We start from the raw sequence: 21,016 nt of genomic DNA on the forward strand, positions 1-21,016 counted from the left end.
CATTAGTTGTGGCGAGGAATTGCGGCTCATTTTCAAGCTGCAATTCCACCTTGAACCAATCGTGTTTTCATCTCGCGGCATTTGGTCTGGTTCTTGAACAGGCTCGCGATGTAGTTGTCAGGATAATGTTGCAGAATATCCGTCGTCATAGCCGAGAAGTTCGTGCGGACCGCATCGTCGATTTCCGCGGCTGTCAAACCTTCTAGTCCCTGTTGAGAAGCCTTGTTCGTCAAGGAGTGATAGGTGAGGTGGGTTAAGAAGCGGTTTCCGTGAATGGCTACGTTGCGGTCCTTACCACCTGAAGTCACAGTAAGTGCAGAAATTGCTTGTTCTATCCTGCGGAAGGCCAGCACCCGCTTCCAGATCTGCTCGCTGCTTATGCCGCTATGAAACAACTTCTTATAGGGCGGACGCTCTATATCTTCCCACAGCCGGCCAACTTCTCGTTTTGCCTGCGTACTTAAATTAACGTCGTCGTCGGTGCACGCCAATGCAAGAGTCGCCTCCATAAGACCAAGCCTTGTCGCAGACGAATGCTCTATCTCCCCTTGCCTATATTCGTAATCAATATTGTCTACAAGAAATTCTGACTTTAGACGCTCTTGCGTCGGGTCGAGAGCAACGAAGTTTCGTGGGTCAATCCTATTTTGCGTATTGTTATTCCGGGTGATCGACGGGGCGAAGCCATCTGGTGCGCCATCGAGGGATATGATGCGTATGAGTACCTTTGCATCGGATAGCTTCTGCGGCGACTTTTCAGCTATAGCGGACAGCGAGCCCACCGTTTGGGCGCCATTCACGATTGTGAGCCCCTCGCACTCGAACTGCCCTGAGTCTCTGTTAGAGCCGCCGATCGCTTTCCTGACGACGGTATTTGCCAAAGCAGTAATTCCGTTGTTGAAATACCAAAAGTGTTCTGGCGCACCATTGATAGTCTCAATGATATTTCTGTTTACCGCGCCTTCGCTGCCGAGGAACATCCGTATGTTTTTCGAGAAAAGCTTATGACCATATTTCCTGTGCATTTGCGCAAGATCACTTGCAGAAACTTGCCCATAGTACGCTCGGACAGGTTCATCCAAGTATCCCCAGTGAAAAATATTTAAAGTGTCGGAAACTGCGGCTCCCTGTGCGCCCATTAATATGTGACTGTAAAGATGATTTTGATTTATGCTAACGTATGATACCAGCTCCTTTGTCTCGTCGACGTCGGAGATGAAGTCCTCCATAGAGGAGCGGTTTTCCTCACCGAAAGAAGCAGATCCAGAGTACGCTACAGCCACTACAACTTTGCTGGCGCTTGTGATTGCGCGATCAAGCTCGGATCGCCGCTTTTGGAACTTCGCGTTGAATTTTTCATATCTGCTATTCAGGAGGTCTTTAACTCCTTGTAGGAACTTTAGTACGCCGCCGTTGTCGACGCCGCCAGTGTGTGTATTATTCCACTTGGATTGCACCAGATAAAGCGTTTTGTCCGTCGGCTCGTAGAGGACCCCGTCAATTCCGTTATCATTAAAGCCGTCGGTTATGCTTTTGCAAGCCGTGGCCACGTCCACGTCCGCAAGGTGACTTAGCGACAGTGCACAAAGGCCCCTTGATAGAAGGCAATTATTGTTTTCATCGCTTTCTACGTCGGACATATCAAGGTGAGGCGCAAATTCGTTTTCGATGCGATCTTTGATCTGTCTATGTTGAACTAGCGCCATTTCATATGCCTCCGCTTCCGCGACACGGTACGGTACACCTACGCCGGGTCAATATCTAATGTACATCTTTCACATCCCCTTCCGCTTCATCATCTCCTCCAGCAGCGCCCTCTTCCCCCTTTCGCCGATCCGGCGGGGTCCCTCCATGGGCTCCCCAGCCCCAGGCTCCGAGGGAGCACGCGGCGGCTCCCCGCCCAGGCCAGCCAGCGCCGCAGCCCCCGAAGCTCAGGCCATGCGCGCCAGCAGGTAGCAGTCCATGATCCAGCCATGGGCGGCGCGGGTGGCGGTGCGGGTGGCCTCGATGCGGGGGGCGGCCTCGGCCAGGGGGCCGTGGTCCAGGCGCTGCTCGGGCATGCCCAGATAGGCGCCCCACCAGATGTGGAGGTCCTCGGGCGGCAGCGTCGCAAAGGCGCAGCCGCCGTCCAGCATCACCACGGCGCGGTCGCAGTCCGGGGGCCAGCCGCCTTCGCGCAGCTGGCGGCCGGTGGTGATTCGGACCTCTCCGCCAAGGGCGTTGAGGGGGATGGCATGGGCCGCGCACAGCGCTTGGATCGCCGTGATGCCGGGGATCACCCGCGGCCGCCAATCCAGCCGCGCGGCGATCCGAAGGCTGCTGTCATAGAGCGACGGATCGCCCCAGATCAGCATCGCGACCGTGCCGCCGCGCGGCAGGTCCACGGCCTGCGCCCAGGCCGCGGCGATGGCGTCGTGCCAGGCCTCCACCCCGTCCAGATAGGGCAGGGACGGGTCGCGACGGGGCAGGTCGACCTCGATCACCGCGCCATCGGGGCGGTGGCGGGCCAGCATCGCGTGGCGCAGATGGGCCAGGTCCTCCTTGCCCGCGCCCTTGCGGGGGATCAGGACCAGGTCGGCCTCCTGCAGGGCGCGGACGCCCTGCAGGGTCAGGTGGTCGGGGTGGCCGGTGCCCGCCCCGATCAGCACCAGCTCGATCATGCAAAGAGCCGCGGCGTGACCAGCCCGCTGCCGCGCAGGCCGCGCGCCGCCTTGGCGCCCGCCAGCACCGCCAGATCGACCAGCGGCTCCAGCGCCAGGACCAGCATGTAGGCCGCGCCGAAGGACAGCACCCCCGACAGCGTCTCGGCCCCTTGGCCGTAGAAGGCCCAGAACGCGACCCAGGCCACGATGCCCCCCTGATAGGCCGCCGACAGCGCCAGCGCCTGGCCATAGCGCAGGTCCACATAGGCCGTGCCCGGCGCGATGATCCGCCGCGCCACCGCCTGCAGCGCGAACAGCGGCACCAGCAGCGTCGTCACGTTCATCCCGTATTGCGGCAGGTCGAAGGGCGCGAAGACCAGCCCCTGGATCAGCAGGCCAAGCGCCATCCCGATCGCCGCGGGCGCGGCCCCGAGGATCAGGAACAGGGTCGAGCCGAGGATCAGGTGCACCTCGGACACGCCCACGGGCCAGGTCGGCAGGACCTGGAAGAACGTGAAGGTCGCGGCCGTGGCCAGCACGGCGCGCGCGGCCAGCGACCCCGGCCCCTGGGCGCGCAGGTCGCCCGCCGCCTGTTTCAGCGCATAAAGACCGACCGTCGCGGCGGTCGCATAGCTGAGGATGATCTTGGCGCCGGTCACGACGCCTTCTTCGATATGCATGTCACTCTCCTGTGGCCGTCCACCCGACGGCATGGATTTGTCTGACATGGCCGGTCTCCTGGCTTGCGGGTCAGGGCGCGGCGTCGGCCTTCCCGGATCGCTCCAGTGGCATGGGTGACGCGCGCTCTCCGCATACAGTCGCGGGGGCGGCCGGGGCTTCGGGTGCCGCGATTGGGTCCACCCTTCCCCGTTCCCGATGAAGCCCGGCGTTTCACGCCTGACGGGCACCATGCAGGCCTTCAGCTAGACGGGAAGCGCCGGCCCGCGTCAAGCCGACGCAGGCGCGATCAGGTGAAAGAAGGTGCCGGTGACCAGGCCGCGGCAGCTGCCGGTCTCGGGGACCTCGGCGCCGGTCGCATCGGTGACGCGGGCCAGGGGCGCATCGGGCTGGGACAGGACCCGGGCATAGTGGAACTCATGCCCGCGCAGCGCCACCCGGCCCAGGCCTGGCAGGGCGGTCAGCGGCTCGGCGCGGCGGTATCCCAGATGCATCCGCCGCTTGGCATAGCTGGTCTCAAGGCCCAGCAGCCCCAACATCGGGTGGCGCACCCCATCGGCATCCACCAGCCCCGCCCCAAGCGCCATGTATCCCCCGCATTCCCCATGCACCGGACGCGTCGCCGCAAAGCGGTGCATGGCCGCGCGGAGGCCGTCGCAGGCGGCCAGCCGGGGCGCGTGCAGCTCCGGATATCCGCCCGGCAGCCAGCAGCAGTCGGCACTGTCATCCGGCCCCTCATCCGCCAGCGGCGAGAAGGGCAGGATCGTGGCCCCGGCGCGCCGCCACGCCTCCAGCACATGCGGATAGACGAAGCTGAAGGCCGCGTCGCGGGCCAGCGCGATCCGCCCGCCGGGGGGCGTCAGCGGACGCGGCGCGGGGGCCTCGGGCAGGGCGCGATGGGCGGCGGCGGCGATGATCGCCTCCAGGTCGCAATGCGCCGCGATGAAATCGCCCGCATGGTCCAGGATGGCCTGCAGGCCCGCCGTCTCCTCGGCCTGGATCAGGCCCAGGTGGCGTTCCGGCAGGGTAATGTTGCCCTGACGCGGCAGGCTGCCCAGCACGCGGATGCCCGCCTGATCCATCCCCTCGCGGATCAGCCGGTCATGGCGTGGCGAGGCCACGCGGTTCAGCACCACCCCCGCGAAGGGCAGATCGGGGCGCAGCGTGGCAAAGCCCCGCGCGGTCGCCGCCGCCGATTGCGCCTGCCCGCCCACATCCAGGATCAGCACCACCGGCCAGCCCATCATCTGCGCGATCTCGGCGCTGGAGCCGATGCCGGTTTCCCCCTTCGTCGCCACCCCGTCGAACAGGCCCATCGACCCCTCGGCCAGGACCAGGTCGGCGGGCGGCTGGCCGGTCGCATGGGCGATCAGCCGCCCCGGCTCCATCGCCCAGGCATCCAGATTGAAGCTGGCCCGCCCCGAAGCCGCCAGGTGGAACCCCGGATCGATGTAATCCGGCCCCGACTTGAAGGGCTGCACCGTGAGCCCCCGCCTGCGCAAAGCGGTCAGCAGGCCCAGCATCAGCATCGTCTTGCCCGTCCCCGATGCGGGGGCCGAGATCATCAGGCCCGGCGTCAAGGGGCGCGTCATTCCGGGAACCTCGGCGCGTCGCCCACGGGGCGATAGCGGCGGTCGTAATCGGCGGCGTAGAGACGGCTGTCCTCGAACCCCTCGCCCGCCAGCGCGGGGCCGACCAGGATCAGCGCGGTGCGGTCGATGCCCTGCGCGTCCACGGTGGCCAGGGTCGCGCGGATCACCCGCTGGTCCGGCCAGCTGGCCCGCCAGACGATGGCCACCGGGCAATCGGGGCCGTAATGCGGGGTCAGATCGGCCACCACCTGCTCCAGCGCGTGGATCGACAGGTGGATGGCCAGCGTCGCCCCGGTCGCCGCAAAGGCCGCCAGCGTCTCGCCCTCGGGCATGGTCGAGGCGCGGCCCGGCGTGCGGGTCAGCACCACGGATTGCGCAAGGCCCGGCAGGGTCAGCTCGGCCTGCAGCGCGGCGGCGGCGGCGGCGAATGACGGCACGCCCGGCGTCACGTCGAAGGGGATGTCCAGCGTCCGCAACCGGCGGATCTGTTCCCCCATCGCGGACCAGACCGACAGATCGCCCGAATGCAGCCGCGCCACGTCCTGGCCCGCCGCATGGGCGGTGGCGATCTCCTCCATGATCTGGTCCAGCGACAGGGGCGCGGTGTTCACGATCCGCGCACCGGGAGGGCAATGGGCCAGCAGCGCGGCAGGCACCAACGACCCGGCGTAGAGGCAGACAGGGCAGGCCGCGATCAGGTCGCGGCCGCGGAGCGTGATCAGGTCGGGCGCGCCGGGGCCTGCGCCGATGAAATGGACGGTCATGGAACCTCTGCGATGGCGATGGTGACGGGACCGAAGGTCCGGCGCGGATGGGTCAGGCGGCCGCCCGCCCCGATAGCGGCGGCCTCGGCCACCGATCCGGTGCCAAAGGCGGCCAGGATGCGGGCGGATTGCGTGGGCGTGGCGATGCCCGCAACCCCGACCAGATGCAGGGGCAGGCTGCGCGCATCGGCCAGCGGGCGCAGCTCGGCCGCGCGTTCGGGGATGGTGGCCAGTGCCTCGGCACCGCCCGCGGCCTCCAGCGCGGCCAGCAGGGCGGGTAGGGATGTGCCGGGGCGACAGCCTATTCCGGCGATGCGCATGTGACGCTCCATTGCACGATCGGGCGGGCGGGGGTCCAGCCGCGCATCCGGCCTAAGGGGATTGCCTCGGCGATGTCGATGCGCAGCAGGCGGCCGCCGTGATCCGCGTGCCAGCGGGTCAGCAGCGATTCCGTCTCCAGCGTCACGGCATTGGCGACCAGCCGCGCGCCGGGGGGCAGGCGTGCCCACAGCGCCTCCAGCAGTCCCTGTGACGCGCCGCCGCCGACAAAGACCGCATCGGGCGTGTCGGAGGGCAGCGCCTCGGGCGCCGCCCCTTCGATCACCGTGATCCGCCCGCCCAGGCCGAAGGCGTCGAGATTGGCGCGGATGGTGGCGATGCGGTCCGCGCGCGGCTCGACCGTCACGGCGCGCCCCCCGGCCAGCGCCCATTCCACCGCGACCGAGCCCGAACCGCCGCCTATATCCCACAGCACCTCTCCCGCGCGCGGGGCCAGCGCGGCCAGCGTCAGCGCGCGGATGGGCGATTTGGTGATCTGCCCGTCATGGGTGAACAGCCCGTCCGCCCTGCCCGGCACCGCAGGCAGGCCGAAGCCGCGCGGCAGATCCGCCCCGTCGATGGCCACCGCCACCGGCGCCGCGCAGGTCGGGGCAAAGCCGTCGGCGCGCGTGCTGCGCACCCGTTCGGTCGGCCCGCCAAGACGCTCCAGCACCGTCAGCCGCGCGGCCCCGGCGCCCGCGGCGACCAGCCAATCGGCCAGCGCGGCGGGCGCGTCGCCATCGCGCAGCGTCGCGATGATGCGGCAGCCGCGCGCCAGATGCGGGCGCAGCCGGGCGAAAGGCGCGGCGTGCAGGCCCAGGGTCACTGTGTCCTCCAGCCGCCAGCCAAGCCGCGCGGCGGCCAGCGACAGCACCCCCGGCGCGGGCAGGGCGCGCCATTCGTGGGGCTCCAGCACGGCGGCGATGCTGCCCCCCGCGCCGCACCAGAAGGGATCGCCCGAGACCAGCGCCGCCACGCGCCGCCCCCGCAGCGCCAGCAGCGGCGCCAGGTCGAAGGGCACCGGCCAGGCCCGCCCCCGCGCGCCAACCCCCGCCAGGGCCAGGTGGCGCGGGCCGCCGAAGACCACCTCGGCCGCCGCCAGCGCGCGCAGGCTTGCGCCGGGCAGGCCGTCCGGTCCATCTTCGGTGATCCCGATGATCGTCAGCCAGGGGTCAGACATGCGACGCATCCTGCTGCTGGGCGGCACGAGTGAGGCCAGCCGCCTGGCCGCCCTGCTGGCCCGCGCCGGTGTCGCGGCGGTCTTCTCCTATGCCGGCCGGACCGAGGCGCCCGCAGCCCAGCCCCTGCCCACGCGGATCGGCGGCTTCGGCGGTGCCGAGGGCATGGCGCGCTATCTGCGGGACCAGGACATCGGCGCGGTCATTGATGCGACCCATCCCTTCGCCGCCCAGATCAGCCGCAATGCCGATGCCGCCTGCCGCGCGGCGGGGGTGCCGATGCTGATGCTGCGCCGCCCCGCCTGGCCGGTCGATCCCGGCTGGAGCCGCGTCCCCGACATCGCGGGCGCGGTCGCGGCGCTGCCCTGCGCGCCGACCGGCGTGTTCCTCGCCATCGGCAGGCAGACCCTGGCGCCCTTTGCCGCCCTGCCGCATCGGTGGCTGTTGCGGCTGGTCGATGCGCCGGGTGCGCCCCCCTTGCCCGGCGCGCGGGTCGTTCTGGCCCGCGGCCCCTTTACGGTCGCGGGCGATCGGGCGCTGATGCAGGCGCATGGCATCACCCATCTGGTCGCCAAGAACAGCGGCGGTGCGGGGGCCAGCGCAAAGTTGGACGCGGCGCGTGATCTGGGCGTGCGGGTCGTGCTGATCGACCGGCCCTCCGCGCCGGACCGGTCGCAGGTCGCCACGCCGGAACAGGCGCTGGACTGGCTGCATCAGGCGGCCCCCCGCGGGGTATAGACCCACCGGCCCACGCGCCGCGTCGCGCGGTTGCCGACCAGCACGACGGTGCGCATGTCGGCCATGTCGGGCGTGGCCTCCTCCAGCGTGACCACGTGCAGCGCCTCGTCCGGCGTGGTGACGGCGCGGGCAAAGATCATCAGGCGTTCGGGTTCGCATTCCTCGCGCAGGACCTCCAGCACGCGGGCGAAGCCTGCGGGGCGGCTGGCCGAGCGTGGGTTGTAGAAGGCCATCGCGAAATCGCCCCGCGCAGCATGGCGCAGGCGGTGTTCGATCAGCGCCATGGGTTTGAGGTTGTCCGACAGGTTAATGGCGCAAAAATCGTGGCCCAAGGGGGCGCCGGCCCGCGCCGCCGCCGCCAGCATCGCGGTGATGCCTGGCAGGATGCGGATGTCGGGATCGCCGCCGTCGGCCTCCAACGCCTCGAACAGGGCGGAGGCCATGGCGAAGACGCCCGGATCGCCCGACGAGACGATCACCACCTGCGCGCCCTGTGCCGCCAGGGACAGGGCATGGCGGGCGCGGTCCAGCTCCACTCGATTGTCGCTGGCATGCAGGGTCAGGCCGGGCCGCGCCGCCACGCGGGCGACATAGGGGATGTATCCGATCACGTCCGTCGCCTGATCCAGCGCGGCCATGACCTCGGGCGTGACCATGGCATCGGAGCCCGGCCCCAGCCCCGCGACGGTGATCCAGCCGCTCATTCCGCCACCCGCGCCATGGGGCGCCGCCCGTGCCCATGGACCAGCAGGATCGCGAAATAGGGGCAGTCGTCATCGGCCACCTCGCGCAGCGCCTGGATGCGCTGGCCGGGCATGGTGCCGCGTTCGATCAGCCAGGCGTCGGCCAGACGCCCGGATGCCGCCAGCGCGCGGCGCAGCTTGGGCAGGTTGCGGCCCGTCTTCATCACCACCAGCGCGTCGCTGCCCTGCATGTGGCGAATCAGGTCCGCCTCGGGCAGGGTGCCCATCAGCACGGTCAGCACGTCGTCGCCCCAGGTCATGGGCTGGCCCACCGCGTTCCAGCAGCCGACCATGCCGGGAATGCCGGGGATCACCTCGACCTGGGCCAGTCCCTGCAGGCGCACCTGCAGATGCATGAAGCTGCCATAGAGGAACGGATCGCCCTCGCACAGCACCACCACATCCTCGGTCTGGGCCAGCTGCCCCAGGCGCGCGGCCCAGAGGTCATAGAACCCCGCCAGCGCGTCGTTGTAATCGGGGTGATCGAAGGGGATCTCGGTTGTGACCGGGTATTCCATCGGATATTCGACCGCATCGGCGGTCAGCATCCCCTGCACGATGCGCCGCGCCTGACCGGGGCGGCCGGGTTTGCGGAAATAGGCAACGTGGCGCGCGGCGCGCACCGCCCTGTCGGCCCGGACCGAGATCAGGTCCGGATCGCCCGGCCCCAGACCCGCGCAGATGATGCGTCCCATCATTCCCTCCGGCTGGCCAGCGCGTTGATCGCGGCGACGGTGATGGCCGACCCGCCCAGCCTGCCGCGCACCACGACCGACGGCGCGGGCGGCGCGGCCATCAGCGCGTCCTTTGACTCCGCCGCGCCGACGAAGCCCACGGGGCAGCCGATGATCGCGGCGGGGCGGGGGCAGGCGGGGTCCTCCAGCATGTTCAGCAGGTGAAACAGCGCGGTGGGCGCATTGCCGATGGCCACGACCGCCCCCGCCAGATGCGGCCGCCACAGCTCAAGTGCTGCGGCGCTGCGGGTGTTGCCCATGCCCGCCGCCATGTCCGGCACGCGCGGGTCGCGCAGGGTGCAGATCACGGCATTGTGCGCGGGCAGGCGCGAACGGGTCACGCCCTCGCTGACCATATGCGCATCGCAGAGGATCGGCGCACCGGCGGCCAGCGCGGCGCGGGCGGCGGTCGCCATGCCGGGGGTGAAGGCCACGTCGCGTTCCAGCCCCACCAGGCCCGCGGCATGGATCATGCGGACGACGACGGGTTCCTCGTCCGCGTCGAAACGCGCCAGATCGGCCTCGGCCCGGATGGTGGTGAAGGACTGGCGATAGATGGCGGCGCCGTCCCTTTCGTAGTCATGGGGCATCACAGAACCTTTGGCAGTTGGTCGGGGTGCAGGCCGCGCAGGGCGGCGGGGTCATGGGCGCGGCCATGGCGGATCAGGTCGAACCCTTCGGGCGTCGCGGTCAGGGTGAGGTCGGCGGCACGCGGCCAGCCGCAGCCCTTGGCGCAGCCGCTGACATGCAGCACCGCATCCGCCGGGATCAGCGGCGCCAGCGCCCGCGCCAGGGGGCGCGTCGCGGCACGCCCCTGCGGGCAGGCGGGCGCGCCGGGGCAGGTGCGCAGGCGGATGCGCGGATCGCGGGGGTCCGGGATCAGCCCCTTCAGCGCGGGCAGGTGGCGCACCCCCTCGACCAGCAGCATCCGCCACGGCGTCAGGCGCAGCGGTGCCAGGCGCCCAAGGCGGCGCAGCGTGTCGGGGGTGATCTGGCCGAATTCCAGCGCGACCAGCAGGCCTTGCGCATGCGGCCCCGGCTGCGGCGGCGCGGCAGGTCGGGGGGCGGGCAGGGTGGCGCCGGGGGGCCGCAGCCGCGCGGTCAGCCCGGCCATGCGGCCCCGCCCGTCGGGCGCGCCGCCCTGATCCAGGAACCAGCCGGCCAGTGCCAGCGCATCCTGCGGTCCGCGATAGGGCGCGGCGCGGTCCATGCCGTCGGCGCGGAGCGTCGGGCCTGCCTCAATGCGTATGTCGGCGGGGTCTCGGGTCAGCACGGGCGCCGGGCCGGTGTCGACCGCAAAGCCGAACTTGGCGGGCAGGGCCAGGTCACTGGCCGCCAGCGCCGCTGCCAGATCGGCGGCCAGCGCATCGGCGGCGGCATCCGCGAAGGGCGTGACCAGGATGTTGCGGCGCGTCTCGGTGGCGATGTCGGGGTCGATCAGCCCATGCGGGCGCAGCGCCGCGATCAGCGGCGCATGGGTCGCGGGCGTCACCCCGCGCAGCTGCAGGTTGGCGCGGCCGGTCAGTTCGATCACGCCGTTGCCATGGGTCCGGGCGGCATCGGCAATGGCCTGGGCCTGGGCCGCGTCCAGCCGCCCGCCGGGGGGGCGGATGCGTACCACCCACCCGTCGCCGGACTCCATCGGCCGCAGCGCGCCGGGGCACCAGCCGCGGATCATGACAGCCCTGCCATGATCGAATTGCGCCGCGTGACCCACAGGCCGGCATCGTGCAGCCGCTGGAACAGGTCGCGCATCGCGGCCAGGGCGGCGGGATTCGCGTCCTGCATGAAGGCCACGATCTCGGGGCGGCCCAAGGTCGCGTCGTGGTAGAGGTCGAAGAGATGCGCGGGCACCGCCCCCGCCAGATGCGCGAAGGCCGCCATGTGATCCAGCGTCGCCGCGATCTCGGCCGCGCCGCGATAGCCGTGGCGCGTCATCGCATCGGCCCAGGCCGGATCGGCGGCGCGGGCGCGGGTGGTGCGGGCGATCTCCTCGGTCAGGGTCCGGGCGCGGGGGCGGTCGGGTTGCGTGGCGTCCAGATGGTAAAGCGCGGGCGCATCCGCCCCGATCCGCGCCATGGCGGCGGCGAACCCCCCCTCATGCGCGGCATAATCGGCGGCCAGCAGCAGGTCGGTCTCGGGCAGGTCCTGCGCGTGGACGAAACTATCGGCGCGGGTCAGCCGGGCCTCCAGCGCGGCGCGGTCCTCCTGGCTGGCGCCATCCGCGCCGATGGCCCAGCTGGAGGCGGCGATCCAAGCCTCGCCCGCCGCCTGCCGTGTGGCATCGGTGAATTCCGTGGGCGCGGTGCCCATGCCCAGCCCGTATTGCCCCGGCTGCGGGCCAAAGACCCGCGCGCCCCCGGCATAGGGGTTCTGATCCGCCGCTTCGTCCCGCGCAGCCAGCGTCGCGGCCCCGGTCTGGAACAGCTGCGCCAGCACCGGGAAGACGTCGCGGAAGAGGCCCGAGACCCGCAGCGTCACGTCGATGCGCGGACGGCCCAGCAGAGCCAGCGGCACCACCTCGACCCCCGAGACGCGGCCCGACCCGGCATCCCAGACCGGCTTCAGCCCGGCTAGATGCAGGGCCATGGCGAATTCCTCTCCGGCGGTGCGCATGGTCGCGCTGCCCCAGAGGTCCACGACCAGCCCGCGCGGCCAGTCGCCATGATCCTGCAGGTGGCGGCGCAGCAGCTCCTCGGCGAGCTTCACCCCCTGCGCATGGGCAGAAGGCGTGGGCACCGCGCGCGGGTCCACGCTGTAGAGGTTGCGCCCCGTGGGCATCACATCCGACCGCCCCCGGTTGGGCGATCCGGACGGTCCCGGCGGCACGAACCGCCCGGCCAGCGCCGCCATCAGCCCGTCGCGCTCGGCCTGGCCACAGGCGCCGCTGCCCCAGACATGCAGCCCCTCTCCGTACTGGCTTTCCTTGATGTCGCAGACGAAGCGGTCGATGCGGGTGATCGCCTCGGCCGCGCTGGCGTCGGGCGGGATGCCCAGATCGGCCTCGACGCCCAGGGCGCGGGCCTCGTCCCGGATTGCGGCGATCAGGCGGTCGCGGCGCGCGGGGTCCAGCCCGTCGGCGGTGGAATATTCGTCCAAGCTGCGCTCCAGCCCGGCCATGCCGGGGGGCAGGGCGGCGTCGCGCATGGGCGGCGGCATATGGCCGAGCGTCACCGCCCCGATGCGGCGTTTCGCCTGCGCGGCCTCTCCCGGATCGTTGACGATGAAGGGATAGATCACCGGCATCGCGCCCAGCAGCGCCTGCGGCCAGCAGTCGCCCGACAGCGCCACCGCCTTGCCCGGCAGCCATTCCAGCGTGCCATGCGCCCCCATGTGGATCAGCGCCCGCGCGCCCTGCCGCGCCAGCCACAGATAGAAGGCCACATAGCCGTGGCGCGGCACGCGGGTCAGGTCGTGATAGCTGTCCTCGCGCCCCGCGCGGTGACTGCGCTCGGGTTGCAGCGCCAGGATCACCGGCCCGTGCAGGCTGGCGCGCAGATGGAACGCGCCGTCCCGGCAATCGGGATCGGTCTCGGGCGGCCCCCAGGCCGCGTGCAGATCGTCCCGCAGCGCCTGCGGCAGGCGGGCCAGGGCCGCGCGGTATTCGTCCAGCGGCCAGGCGACGGTGCCGTTGGGCAGCGCGGGCAGGTCCGCGCCCAGCATCGCCCCCACCGCCTGCGCGGAGGCGGGCGCGTCCAGCCCCACGGCATGGGCCTCTTGCCAGTCGCGGCCCGGATAGGTGGACAGCACCATCGCCACGCGGCGCGCGGGTCCGCGCCAGGCGACGATCCGGTCCACCGCCTGCGCCAGAAGCCCCGCATCCGGGCGATGCACGAAGCGCGCATATTGCAGGTCCGGGTCGCGCGGGCTGACCGCCTTGAAGCTGATGAGGCCTGCGAAGATGCGCCCGTCCACCTCGGGCAGGACGACGGTCATCGCCAGGTCCGACGGCGACAGGCCGCGTTCGGCCGCCAGCCAGTCGCGGCGGCGGTTGGTGGACAGGGCCACTTGGAACACCGGGCAGGACCAGCCGCAGAAGGGCACGCCGCCCCCGGAAAAGCCGGTCGCGTTCACGACCAGCTCCGGCCCGTCCGGCAGGGCAGCCGTCAGCCAGTCCGCCAGCCCCGGCGCCTTCAGCGACGGCACGAAGACGCCCATCGCAGTAATGCCGCGATCGCGCAGGGCCCGGATCAGCGCGTCGATGGGCGCCACATCCGCCGCCGCCAGCCAGCTGCGATAGAAGGTGACCACGGCCTGTGCGGGGCATGGATCGACGAGGCCCCGGTCGGGGTCGTAGAACCCCATCGCGGGCAGCGTCTTGGCACCCGGCACGGGCGCCGCGTGCAGGCCCGATGCAACGGCCATCTGCGCCAGCGCCGCCTGCGCCGCCACCGCGCCGCCCTGATCGCAATGCCGCCGCAGGACGCGCAGCACCGAGGCGGGGACGGTGGAGATCTCCTCCAGCCGCGGATCGTCGCGCCCGTCGGCCGGCAGCACGGCCAGCGCGATGCCCCGCCGGCGCGCCAGGTCCTGCACCGAGGCCAGCCCGTAGGGCCAATAGGCCTCTCCTCCGATCAGCCGGATCAGGATGCCGCGCGCGCCCGAGAGCGTGTTCTCGACATAGGTGTCGACCGAGACCGGGTGCCGCAGCGCCACCAGGTTGCAGAGCCGCGTGGGCGGCAGCCCCCCCGCCGCGCGCCGCCAGCCCTCCGCAAAGGCCCCCAGGTCGCTGTCCGAAAAGGACAGGACCACCAGATCGCCGGGCGTCTGACCGGGATCATAGGGGGTGTCGGCCTGCTCCAGCCCGACCTGTTCGCGGAAGATGACATGCATCAGGCGGGCACACCCTCCAGCACGGCGCGGATCGCGTCGGGGTTCACGTCGTCATGCTCCGCGATCACCACCAGGCGCGACCGACGCGGGGTCTGGCCCCAGGGGCGGTCGTACTGGTGTCGCACCCGCGCGCCCACGGCCTGCACCAGAAGGCGCATGGGCTTGCCCGCGACGGCGACATGGCCCTTGACGCGCAGGACGTTCTGCTCGGCGGCCAGACGGGCGATGCGGGCGGAGAGGTCGGCCGGGTCGGTGATCTCGGGCAGCTCGATCACGACGGTGTCGAAATCCTCATGCTCGTGGTCGTCGGCGCCGTCGTGATGGCTGGGGCGGCCGTCCAGGTCGTCCTCGGCGGCCTTGCCCAGGCCCAGGACCAGGCGCGGATCGACCGCGCCCTCGGTCACGGTCAGGATGGGCAGGGGGCGGGGCAACTCGGCCTCGATCGCGGCGCGGGCGGCGGCGACGCCCTGCGGCCCGGCCAGATCGGCCTTGGTCAGCAGGATCACGTCGGCGCAGGCGATCTGATCCTCGAAGACCTCGGACAGGGGCGTCTCGTGGTCCAGAGACGGGTCGGCGGCGCGCTGCGCGTCCACCGCGGCCACGTCGGGGGCGAAGCGGCCCGCCGCCACCGCCTCGGCATCGGTCAGGGCGATCACGCCATCGACCGTGATGCGCGAGCGGATCGCGGGCCAGTCGAAGGCCTTCAGCAGCGGTTTCGGCAGTGCCAGCCCGGAGGTCTCAATCAGGATGTGATCGGGCTTTTGCGGCAGCGCCATCAGCGCCTCCAGCGTGGGGATGAAGTCGTCGGCCACGGTGCAGCAGATGCAGCCGTTCGACAGCTCGACGATGTTCTCGGCCGGGCAGGATGCGTCGGCGCAGCCCTTCAGGATCTCGCCGTCGACGCCCATCGTGCCGAACTCGTTCACGATCACCGCCAGGCGCAGCCCCTGCGGATTGGCCATCAGATGGCGCACCAGGGTCGTCTTGCCCGAGCCCAGAAAGCCGGTGATCACGGTGACGGGGGTCTTAACAAGGTCGGTCATGGTCACTCCTGCGACAGGGTATGCGGGGGGATGCGGGCAAGGCTCTGCTTGCGGAAGATGGCGGGGCGTTCGCGCCATGGCACGACGCCGTCGCCGCTGGCGGCATAGGCGCGGGCGCCCTCGATGATCTCGGCGGCGTCGGCGGGGGTCAGGCGGCCATAGACATAGGACCAGCAGCCCGGCGCCGACAGCGCCACGGCGCAGCCCTGCGAACAGGCCGACAGGCATTCGACGGGGCGCACCTCCACGCCCTGCGGCGCGGCACCGCTCAGCCGCGCATGAAGCAGCGCGCCCGGGCGCGGCGCATCCGGGTCCGCGGCGGGATCGGTCCCCCGGCAGGTGGTGCAGACATGCAGAACGGCGCGCATCGCGGCCCCTTCCCTCCGTTGCGGCGGCATGGGGCATCCGAAAGGGGACGGCACGGGGCATCCGGCCATCACCTGCCGGTCGCGAAACACCCCGTCCGCCCGTCATCATCGGTGCTGGCAGGTCTCCCGGCTTGCGGATTCAGGGTCTCCCCAATGGTCGTCCCACCTTCCCGACCCCGCGGGGCCAGTGGATCGGGCGACCTTTCCGGTCACGGTCGCGGGGGCGGCTGCGCTTGGGGCCCGGCATTCGGCGGACCTTGTCGCATTCCCTCTTCGCCTGTCATAGACAGGAACCAACACGCACCCAACCAACCCCCGCGCCCGCCCTTTGTCAACCGCCAGGAGCGACCCGATGACGCAGACCGACCCGATCGCCGCCGAGGATCTGGCCCGCCACGCCCAGAAGATGGCCCGCAAGAAGGCCGCGCGCGACCGCATGATGCAGACCCGGACCGGAGAGAAGGGCCTGATCATCGTCCATACCGGGCCGGGCAAGGGCAAGTCGTCCTCGGGCTTCGGGATGATCATGCGCTGCGTCGCCCATGGCATGCCCTGCGCGGTGGTGCAGTTCATCAAGGGCGCGTGGGACACCGGCGAACGGCGCCTGCTGACCACGCATTTCGCCGATCTGTGCCAGTTCCACGCCATGGGCGAGGGCTTCACCTGGGAGACGCAGGACAAGGCCCGCGACATCGCCGCCGCCGAGGCGGGCTGGGCGCGCGCGCAGGTACTGATCCGCGACCCGGCCATCCGCATGGTCCTGCTGGACGAGATCAACATCGCCTTCCGTTACGGCTATCTGGACGTGGCGCAGGTGCTGGCCTTCCTGGAGGCCGAGAAGCCGCCCATGACCCATGTCGTCCTGACCGGCCGCGGCGCCCCCGAGGCGCTGGTCGAGGCGGCCGACCTGGTGACCGAGATGACCCAGGTCAAGCATCCGTTCCGCGCCGGCATCAAGGCCCAGGCCGGCGTCGAGTTCTGATCCCGGATCGCGGGCGCGCGGGAAAAAACTCGCGTTCCCGTGAACCGGTGCGGCATCCGAGGGTTGTGTTGCGACATCCATCATGGAGAGACGCCGCCGCATGACCCTGCCGCATCTGCCGCCCGACGCCGCCCTGTTCCTGGATTTCGACGGCTGCCTGGTCGAGATCGCCCCCAGACCGGATGCCGTGGTGGTGACGCAGGCCCTGCGCGACCGGCTGGCGGCGCTGACGCGGCGGCAGGGGGGCGCGCTGGCGCTGATCTCGGGGCGCGACGTGGCGGACCTGCGCAGCCATCTGGGCGGGTTCGAAGGCATCATCGCGGGCAGCCACGGCTCCGAGCTGTCGCTGTCGCCCGGGCGGATCGCGCTGCTGCACGGCGCGGCCTTCGATGTAGCCGCGCTGCATGCCGCCGCCCATGACCGCGCCGCCTCCCATCCCGGCCTTCTGGTCGAGGAAAAGCCGCACGGCGTCGCGCTGCATTATCGCGACGCGCCCGACCTGCGCGGCTATGTCGAGGCGGTGATGGACGATCTGGCCCGCGCGCATCCGCATCTGATGCTGCAACCCGCCAAGATGGCGCTGGAGCTGCGCCCCGCCGGCGTTGGCAAGGACAGCGCCATGGCGCATCTGATGGGCCTGCCGCCCTTCGCGGGCCGCATCCCCGTCTTCGCGGGCGACGACACCACCGACGAACCCGCCATGGCCGAGGCCCAGTCCCGCGGCGGCTTTGCCATCAAGATCGGCGACGGGCCGACCGCCGCCGCCCACCGCCTGCCCGACCCGGCCGCCCTGGCCGCCTGGCTGGACGCCCACCTGACCTGAGGACTGCCCCCGATGCCTGCCCAATCCCGCCTGATCGTCGTGTCGAACCGCCTGCCTCTGGGTGACGACCCGTCGGGCGGGCTGGTCGTCGCGCTGCAGGACGCGCTGAGCGGATCGGACGGCCTGTGGATCGGGTTCTCGGGGCAGGTGACCGACGATCCGGCCCCCGAGCTGCAGGACCATCCCGGCGCGGCCTTCGCGCGGATGTCCTTCGACCTGACGCCGCAGCAGCACGAGGAATACTACCTCGGCTATGCGAACTCGATCCTCTGGCCGCTGTGCCATGGGCGGCCCAACCTGATGCTGATCCGGCCGGAATACCTGGACGGCTATGCGGGCGTGAACGCGATGATCGCGCGGATGATCGTCCCGCATCTGCGCCCCGAAGACCGGATCTGGGTGCAGGATTACCACCTGTTCCCGCTGGCGGCCGAACTGCGCGCCTTGGGGGTGCGGAACCCGATCGGGCATTTCCTGCACATCCCCTTTCCGGGACCCGCCGATTGCGCCGCCCTGCCGAACCCCGCGCAGCTGTTCGACTGGCTGTCGCATTACGACCTGCTGGGCTTTCAGGCGGAACGCGATCTGGGCGCCTTCGCGGAAAGCGCGCGCCAGCTGGCCGATGGAGAGCAGACGGGTCCCGACCGGTACCGGCTGTCGGGACGCGACGTGCGCTGCCGGGTCTTTCCCATCGGCATCGATGCCCGGTCCTTCATGGAGGAGGCGGCCGAGGCTCCCGACAGCGACCGCATGCGCATGCTGACCGGCGCGCGCATGATGATCGGGGTGGACCGGCTGGACTATTCCAAGGGCATCCCGCAGCGGTTCCGCGCCTATCAGCTGCTGCTGGAGAAGATCCCCGACCTGCACGAGAAGATCAGCTTCCTGCAGATCGCGCCACCCACCCGCGGCGCGGTCGAGGCCTATCAGGCCATCCGCGAGGAGACCGAGCATCTGGCCGGGCGCATCAATGGCCAGTTCGCGACGCTGAACTGGACGCCGATCCGCTTCATCCACCGGCCCTTCCCGCGCACGGTCCTGGCCGGGCTGTATCGTCAGGCGCGCATCGGCCTGGTCACGCCGCTGGCCGACGGGATGAACCTGGTGGCCAAGGAATTCGTCGCGGCCCAGGACCCCGACGATCCGGGCGTGCTGATCCTGTCGCGCTTTGCCGGCGCGGCCGAGACGATGGAGCAGGCGCTGATCATCAACCCGCACGACCCCAACGACCTGGCGGTCGCGATGGCGCAGGCCATGCGCATGTCGCAACCCGAACGCCGCGCGCGGCACGCAGCCCTGCTGGAAGGGGTGGTGACGCAGGACGTCGCTTGGTGGTCGCGCACCTATCTGGACGCGCTGACAGGCGAGGGCGAATCACCGGAGTGACGCATTGCCGCCCGTCCCGCGGGCAGGGGGTGCCGGATCTGCCTGCAAAGCGGGCATCGCCCGTTCCGCCCCGGCACCCGCACCGCATCGCCGTGACAGGCAGCCGTGACGGGCGCAGGATGAGGTCAGGGCGTTCCTCTTCCCGAGCATCCCTCCGACCCGGTCACGGGTCTTCACGGAACGCGCCGGGCCCTGCTGCATCCTCCTCCCTGCGGCCGGGTCCGGCGCATCTCAGCCGATCAGCGCCGCGACATGGCGCAGAGCGGCGGCGTATCCCTCCAGCCCCAGACCCGCGATCACCCCGTCCGCCCGGTGCGAGACGTAGGAGTGGTGGCGGAACGCCTCGCGCTTGTGGATCTGGCTGATATGCACCTCGATCACCGGGCCGTCGAAGGCGTTCAGCGCATCCAGCACCGCGACCGAGGTATGGCTCAGCGCGGCGGGGTTGATGACGATGGCGGCGGCCTCACGCCGTGCCTCGTGGATCCAGTCCACGATCTGCCCCTCCCAGTTCGACTGCAGGAAGCGGATGTCGTGCGGGCGGGCGGCCTCGACGCACAGCGCCTCCAGATCGGCCAGCGTGGCGCGGCCATAGACCTCGGGCTGGCGCTGGCCCAGCAGGTTCAGGTTGGGACCGTTCAGGACATGGATCAGGGGCATGGGGCGGTTCCTCGTCGGGGGATCAGGCGGGCAGCACGGTCGCGTCCGGCACGCGCCGCGCCGGATCGATCAGGCGCAGCGCGGGCGGCTGGGCGGTCAGCAGCGCGACGGCATCGGGCGCGGCGGGCGCAGACCACAGTTCGGTGCCGCAGGGTCCGGTCAGCACCAGCCGCCCGCCCGTCCTGCGCAGCAGCCCCGGTCCGGGGGCCTGCCAGATCACCCGGTCGCCATCGGTCAGGCGCGGTCCGGCATCGGGGTCGTTCCACAGCCGCACCGGGCCGTCCGCCGCCTCCAGCGCCTCTCCGGGCAGCAGGGTGCCGCTCAGCCGGTCGCGGGCCGTGCATTCGCCCGCCAGGCTGCGCCGCATCAGCGCGGCCAGCGTGGCGCGGTCCCATCCGTGGTGGTCCGCCGCCGCGGACAGCACCGCAAGCTTGGCCAGGGCCGCCACGGGCGTCATGTCGTCCAGGGGAATGGCGCCGGTCGCCGCAATCCAGGCCCCGGCGGCATAGTCGAAGGCCCCCACCCGACCGCCGATCGCCCGGCTGGCGATCAGCACCGGCACGGTGGCGCGGGCCAGCGCGCGGGCCATGGTGCCGGTCCCCGCGGCATCGACGCCCTGCGGGACGTTGCCCGCGCCGAACCCCTCCAGGATCAACCCGGTCGCGCCCTGCGCCAGCGCGGCCTCGACCAGGCCGGCCATCACGCCCGGCGCGGCGGGCACCATGGGGATCTGCACGATGCGCTGATCGTCGATGCGCGCCACGACGGCGGCCAGCTGATCCGCGACCAGCGCCCGCGCGCCCGGCGCGTCCAGCGCCAGATCGGGGGCGGCCGGACCGTCCAGCGCCGCGGCCAGGCCGGGATGCGTGCCGATGCCCACCTGCGCCAGCGGCGGCAGGTGCGGGCTGTCGAAGGCCGCGAACGCGGTCGTCGAGACCTTCAGCGCGCGGGTTCCCCGCATCAGCCGCCCGTCGAAGAACAGCCCCACCTCGGGCAGGCGCAGGCGCAGCGCCCTGAGCGCGCCGGTCAGGTTGGCCTGCGCGTCGCTGCCTGCGTTCAGGACCAGCCCGTCCGGCGTCTCGCGGAACAGCGGCAGCTGCGATCCGGTCAGGATGACCGGCTTGGACAGCGCCGCCCGCGCCAGGCCCAGCCCGTCCCGGACCCCCAGCAGCATGGCCAGCGCCGCGGCGCTGTAATCCATCGTGTCGGTGCCGTGCAGGATCACGAAGCCGTCGTGATCGGCATGGAGGTCCAGCACCCGCGCCGCGATCCGGCACCAGTCCGAGGGGCGCAGGTCGGTGCTGTCCAGCAGCCCCGGCCCGCTGTCCGAGAAGCGCAGCCCGGTGTCGAAGGTCAGCGCGCAGCCCGGCAGCGCCGCCTCCAGCGCGGGGACCAGCAGGCGGCGCGCGGCCTGGGCGAAGCGGTCGGCGGGCATGGGCGCCAGCGGCTGGCCCGCGCAGCTGATCGTGCCGCCGGTGTTGATGATGCAGATGCGCATGGCCGCCCCCCCGTTGACCGGATGCCCCGCTGTTAC

The 21,016-nt window shown here is 70.8% G+C and carries 20 protein-coding genes and 2 riboswitches; of the genes, 4 read left to right on the forward strand and 16 right to left on the reverse strand.

Annotated elements, in window-relative coordinates:
* Nucleotides 1–32 precede the first annotated feature (32 nt).
* The 7 genes from AC2SGK_RS04890 to cbiE all read right to left on the reverse strand — a co-directional run bounded on the left by AC2SGK_RS04890 (nucleotide 33) and on the right by cbiE (nucleotide 7,174).
* Complete coding sequence (locus AC2SGK_RS04890) at nucleotides 33–1,706, reverse strand: AIPR family protein (RefSeq protein WP_488322470.1); 1,674 nt, start codon at nucleotides 1,704–1,706, stop codon at nucleotides 33–35.
* Nucleotides 1,707–1,931: 225 nt separating this feature from the next.
* Nucleotides 1,932–2,660: a precorrin-6A synthase (deacetylating) gene (gene cobF / locus AC2SGK_RS04895; RefSeq protein ID WP_488322471.1), complete on the reverse strand. Its 729-nt coding sequence runs from the start codon at nucleotides 2,658–2,660 to the stop codon at nucleotides 1,932–1,934.
* Entirely contained in the window at nucleotides 2,657–3,322 is a 666-nt protein-coding gene (locus tag AC2SGK_RS04900; RefSeq protein ID WP_488322472.1) for an energy-coupling factor ABC transporter permease, read from the reverse strand. Before AC2SGK_RS04900 ends, cobF begins: the two co-directional genes overlap by 4 nt.
* A gap of 31 nt (nucleotides 3,323–3,353) precedes the next feature.
* A riboswitch (cobalamin riboswitch) is annotated at nucleotides 3,354–3,569 on the reverse strand.
* A 20-nt stretch (nucleotides 3,570–3,589) separates the two neighbouring features.
* On the reverse strand, nucleotides 3,590–4,912 hold the full coding sequence (locus AC2SGK_RS04905; RefSeq protein ID WP_488322473.1) for a cobyrinic acid a,c-diamide synthase CobB: 1,323 nt from the start codon (nucleotides 4,910–4,912) through the stop codon (nucleotides 3,590–3,592).
* Nucleotides 4,909–5,676 carry a precorrin-4 C(11)-methyltransferase gene (gene cobM / locus AC2SGK_RS04910; protein ID WP_488322474.1) on the reverse strand — a complete coding sequence of 256 codons (768 nt, stop codon included), beginning with the start codon at nucleotides 5,674–5,676 and terminating at the stop codon, nucleotides 4,909–4,911. Before cobM ends, AC2SGK_RS04905 begins: the two co-directional genes overlap by 4 nt.
* Nucleotides 5,673–5,996 (reverse strand): cobalamin biosynthesis protein, encoded by a 324-nt coding sequence (locus AC2SGK_RS04915; protein ID WP_488322475.1) that lies wholly within the window; start codon nucleotides 5,994–5,996, stop codon nucleotides 5,673–5,675. The genes cobM and AC2SGK_RS04915 overlap by 4 nt, the downstream gene beginning before the upstream one ends.
* Complete coding sequence (cbiE, locus tag AC2SGK_RS04920; protein WP_488322476.1) at nucleotides 5,978–7,174, reverse strand: precorrin-6y C5,15-methyltransferase (decarboxylating) subunit CbiE; 1,197 nt, start codon at nucleotides 7,172–7,174, stop codon at nucleotides 5,978–5,980. The genes AC2SGK_RS04915 and cbiE overlap by 19 nt, the downstream gene beginning before the upstream one ends.
* Between cbiE and AC2SGK_RS04925 the strand changes: the two genes are divergently transcribed.
* A complete protein-coding gene (locus AC2SGK_RS04925; RefSeq protein ID WP_488322477.1) occupies nucleotides 7,173–7,910 on the forward strand; it encodes a cobalt-precorrin-6A reductase in 738 nt (245 codons plus the stop codon). The two genes, cbiE and AC2SGK_RS04925, sit on opposite strands and share 2 nt — an antisense overlap.
* Here the strand turns inward: AC2SGK_RS04925 and cobJ are convergent.
* The 7 genes from cobJ to AC2SGK_RS04960 are packed head-to-tail and all read right to left on the reverse strand — an operon-like array spanning nucleotide 7,886 to nucleotide 15,631.
* Nucleotides 7,886–8,614, reverse strand: coding sequence for a precorrin-3B C(17)-methyltransferase (cobJ, locus tag AC2SGK_RS04930; protein WP_488322478.1), 729 nt, complete (start codon nucleotides 8,612–8,614; stop codon nucleotides 7,886–7,888). The two genes, AC2SGK_RS04925 and cobJ, sit on opposite strands and share 25 nt — an antisense overlap.
* Nucleotides 8,611–9,348, reverse strand: a complete 738-nt coding sequence (gene cobI, locus AC2SGK_RS04935) for a precorrin-2 C(20)-methyltransferase (protein WP_488322479.1) — start codon at nucleotides 9,346–9,348, stop codon at nucleotides 8,611–8,613. The genes cobJ and cobI overlap by 4 nt, the downstream gene beginning before the upstream one ends.
* Entirely contained in the window at nucleotides 9,348–9,977 is a 630-nt protein-coding gene (locus AC2SGK_RS04940; RefSeq protein ID WP_488322480.1) for a precorrin-8X methylmutase, read from the reverse strand. Before AC2SGK_RS04940 ends, cobI begins: the two co-directional genes overlap by 1 nt.
* Nucleotides 9,977–11,065 (reverse strand): precorrin-3B synthase, encoded by a 1,089-nt coding sequence (gene cobG, locus AC2SGK_RS04945; protein WP_488322481.1) that lies wholly within the window; start codon nucleotides 11,063–11,065, stop codon nucleotides 9,977–9,979. Before cobG ends, AC2SGK_RS04940 begins: the two co-directional genes overlap by 1 nt.
* Entirely contained in the window at nucleotides 11,062–14,220 is a 3,159-nt protein-coding gene (gene cobN, locus AC2SGK_RS04950) for a cobaltochelatase subunit CobN (RefSeq protein ID WP_488322482.1), read from the reverse strand. The genes cobG and cobN overlap by 4 nt, the downstream gene beginning before the upstream one ends.
* A complete protein-coding gene (gene cobW, locus AC2SGK_RS04955) occupies nucleotides 14,220–15,263 on the reverse strand; it encodes a cobalamin biosynthesis protein CobW (protein ID WP_488322483.1) in 1,044 nt (347 codons plus the stop codon). The genes cobN and cobW overlap by 1 nt, the downstream gene beginning before the upstream one ends.
* Nucleotides 15,264–15,265: 2 nt before the next feature.
* Nucleotides 15,266–15,631: a DUF1636 family protein gene (locus tag AC2SGK_RS04960; RefSeq protein WP_488322484.1), complete on the reverse strand. Its 366-nt coding sequence runs from the start codon at nucleotides 15,629–15,631 to the stop codon at nucleotides 15,266–15,268.
* A gap of 99 nt (nucleotides 15,632–15,730) precedes the next feature.
* Nucleotides 15,731–15,944, reverse strand: a riboswitch (cobalamin riboswitch).
* Between the two features lie 39 nt (nucleotides 15,945–15,983).
* Here AC2SGK_RS04960 and cobO point away from each other — a divergent pair.
* The 3 genes from cobO (at nucleotide 15,984) to AC2SGK_RS04975 (ending at nucleotide 18,822) form a co-directional block, all read left to right on the forward strand.
* The gene (cobO, locus tag AC2SGK_RS04965; RefSeq protein WP_488322485.1) at nucleotides 15,984–16,613 is read left to right on the forward strand and encodes a cob(I)yrinic acid a,c-diamide adenosyltransferase; all 630 of its coding nucleotides are present in this window, start codon (nucleotides 15,984–15,986) and stop codon (nucleotides 16,611–16,613) included.
* 100 nt (nucleotides 16,614–16,713) lie between these two features.
* A complete protein-coding gene (otsB, locus tag AC2SGK_RS04970) occupies nucleotides 16,714–17,436 on the forward strand; it encodes a trehalose-phosphatase (RefSeq protein ID WP_488322486.1) in 723 nt (240 codons plus the stop codon).
* Nucleotides 17,437–17,448: 12 nt separating this feature from the next.
* Entirely contained in the window at nucleotides 17,449–18,822 is a 1,374-nt protein-coding gene (locus tag AC2SGK_RS04975) for an alpha,alpha-trehalose-phosphate synthase (UDP-forming) (RefSeq protein WP_488322487.1), read from the forward strand.
* A 231-nt stretch (nucleotides 18,823–19,053) separates the two neighbouring features.
* Here the strand turns inward: AC2SGK_RS04975 and aroQ are convergent, their stop codons facing one another.
* Together aroQ and AC2SGK_RS04985 are read right to left on the reverse strand one after the other, a co-directional pair.
* Complete coding sequence (aroQ, locus tag AC2SGK_RS04980) at nucleotides 19,054–19,482, reverse strand: type II 3-dehydroquinate dehydratase (RefSeq protein WP_488322488.1); 429 nt, start codon at nucleotides 19,480–19,482, stop codon at nucleotides 19,054–19,056.
* A gap of 22 nt (nucleotides 19,483–19,504) precedes the next feature.
* On the reverse strand, nucleotides 19,505–20,980 hold the full coding sequence (locus tag AC2SGK_RS04985) for an asparaginase (protein ID WP_488322489.1): 1,476 nt from the start codon (nucleotides 20,978–20,980) through the stop codon (nucleotides 19,505–19,507).
* Between the last annotated feature and the right edge of the window lie 36 nt (nucleotides 20,981–21,016).

This window comes from Paracoccus sp. NIOT.M2S5SZ12 (assembly GCF_057748165.1).

Bases quoted from the DNA above. Each gene is read 5' to 3' on its own strand.
- AC2SGK_RS04890 (WP_488322470.1), bottom strand. From the start codon at position 1,706: ATGGCGCTAGTTCAACATAGACAGATCAAAGATCGCATCGAAAACGAA.
- cobF (WP_488322471.1), bottom strand. From the start codon at position 2,660: ATGATCGAGCTGGTGCTGATCGGGGCGGGCACCGGCCACCCCGACCAC.
- AC2SGK_RS04900 (WP_488322472.1), bottom strand. From the start codon at position 3,322: ATGCATATCGAAGAAGGCGTCGTGACCGGCGCCAAGATCATCCTCAGC.
- AC2SGK_RS04905 (WP_488322473.1), bottom strand. From the start codon at position 4,912: ATGACGCGCCCCTTGACGCCGGGCCTGATGATCTCGGCCCCCGCATCG.
- cobM (WP_488322474.1), bottom strand. From the start codon at position 5,676: ATGACCGTCCATTTCATCGGCGCAGGCCCCGGCGCGCCCGACCTGATC.
- AC2SGK_RS04915 (WP_488322475.1), bottom strand. From the start codon at position 5,996: ATGCGCATCGCCGGAATAGGCTGTCGCCCCGGCACATCCCTACCCGCC.
- AC2SGK_RS04925 (WP_488322477.1), top strand. From the start codon at position 7,173: ATGCGACGCATCCTGCTGCTGGGCGGCACGAGTGAGGCCAGCCGCCTG.
- cbiE (WP_488322476.1), bottom strand. From the start codon at position 7,174: ATGTCTGACCCCTGGCTGACGATCATCGGGATCACCGAAGATGGACCG.
- cobJ (WP_488322478.1), bottom strand. From the start codon at position 8,614: ATGAGCGGCTGGATCACCGTCGCGGGGCTGGGGCCGGGCTCCGATGCC.
- cobI (WP_488322479.1), bottom strand. From the start codon at position 9,348: ATGGGACGCATCATCTGCGCGGGTCTGGGGCCGGGCGATCCGGACCTG.
- AC2SGK_RS04940 (WP_488322480.1), bottom strand. From the start codon at position 9,977: ATGCCCCATGACTACGAAAGGGACGGCGCCGCCATCTATCGCCAGTCC.
- cobG (WP_488322481.1), bottom strand. From the start codon at position 11,065: ATGATCCGCGGCTGGTGCCCCGGCGCGCTGCGGCCGATGGAGTCCGGC.
- cobN (WP_488322482.1), bottom strand. From the start codon at position 14,220: ATGCATGTCATCTTCCGCGAACAGGTCGGGCTGGAGCAGGCCGACACC.
- cobW (WP_488322483.1), bottom strand. From the start codon at position 15,263: ATGACCGACCTTGTTAAGACCCCCGTCACCGTGATCACCGGCTTTCTG.
- AC2SGK_RS04960 (WP_488322484.1), bottom strand. From the start codon at position 15,631: ATGCGCGCCGTTCTGCATGTCTGCACCACCTGCCGGGGGACCGATCCC.
- cobO (WP_488322485.1), top strand. From the start codon at position 15,984: ATGACGCAGACCGACCCGATCGCCGCCGAGGATCTGGCCCGCCACGCC.
- otsB (WP_488322486.1), top strand. From the start codon at position 16,714: ATGACCCTGCCGCATCTGCCGCCCGACGCCGCCCTGTTCCTGGATTTC.
- AC2SGK_RS04975 (WP_488322487.1), top strand. From the start codon at position 17,449: ATGCCTGCCCAATCCCGCCTGATCGTCGTGTCGAACCGCCTGCCTCTG.
- aroQ (WP_488322488.1), bottom strand. From the start codon at position 19,482: ATGCCCCTGATCCATGTCCTGAACGGTCCCAACCTGAACCTGCTGGGC.
- AC2SGK_RS04985 (WP_488322489.1), bottom strand. From the start codon at position 20,980: ATGCGCATCTGCATCATCAACACCGGCGGCACGATCAGCTGCGCGGGC.